Here is a 1,076-nt window from a genome sequence, read left to right on the forward strand (position 1 = left end):
GGTTGATACTGAGTGATTACCATGTTAAGCGCTACCAAAAATAGGAGAATTCCCCCAGCAATCAGCAACGAAGGCAATCGAATTTGCCAAACACGCACTATGTTTTGCCCAATAATCGCCACCAGTAAAATCACGATCGTTGCTAGGGCAGCACTGCGAAACGCTAGCTGTTGCCGCAGCGATCGATCGGCATTCTGAGTAAGCTGTACAAACGGCGGGATAACTTTGATTGGTCCTAGCGTCACAAAGAAAATGATGAATAGATTGAATACTCCAAATGGGGACTCGATCGATGTGCGGGCAATGCGATCGGCAAGGCGTTGTTTGGGCAAAACAATGGTGTCAGAGACATCTGGGGTATTGGGTGGGACAGTTGCGTCAGGAGATTGCGCGATGAGTGAGCTAACCAAAACCTCTGAAGATTGGCATTGTTGAACGTTAGCACCAGCCGGACAATCAACAGAATCAAATTGAGTAGTGGCTAGAGATGGAAGCGCCAGTTGCAGGGAGAGCGTTAGCAGGAAAAAGGTTAGTACACCAAATCCTCGCTGTGCTAATTTTGAGGAACCAAATCTGATATAGAAAATTGAATTTAGAAACGATTGCCAACAAAACATTAGCTGAAAAACATTTGAAAGTTTGAACAAGCGTTTGGTAGACACATCTTGTGGATTACATAATTTTCGACTAACTCATCGGCAATTAGCAGCTAGCTGCTGGTCTGCGTGAAATTCAACTTCTCGCATCGTTTCATGCCCCGTCAAACAACGACTCCTTGAGGGCATAAAAGCGGAACATCGGGTAGAACATCTAGACATCGACTCGCAGTTTCGCCATATTCCGCCAAAAGTGTCCTAGACTCTCCGTGCCGCCGAATAGTGTGGTGAAAATGGTCGAGTCGGCGAGCAAAATATCGCCGCCACGGTTACCGTTCGGCGGTGCCCAGATGCACGTATTGAATTCCCGATTTCCCTCCGCCGTGAACGGATGCGGTCGGGAAAGATCGATCGGCTGCGTCGCCAGAACATGAATGGGCTTCGTGTCCTCTGTCGTCAGCGCATAGTGGGGCAGATGCA

The 1,076-nt window shown here is 48.1% G+C and carries 1 protein-coding gene and 1 pseudogene; both read right to left on the reverse strand.

Annotation, left to right across the window (positions count from 1 at the left end; genetic code table 11):
• A partial coding sequence (locus tag A4S05_RS37665; protein WP_069074840.1) for a MarC family protein occupies positions 1-662 on the reverse strand: 662 nt, incomplete at its 3' end.
• A 148-nt stretch (positions 663-810) separates the two neighbouring features.
• Positions 811-1,076 (reverse strand): annotated as a pseudogene (locus A4S05_RS42820) (hypothetical protein); the annotation flags it as partial.

Origin of the sequence: Nostoc sp. KVJ20 (assembly GCF_001712795.1) — a bacterium.
GTDB lineage: Bacteria > Cyanobacteriota > Cyanobacteriia > Cyanobacteriales > Nostocaceae > Nostoc.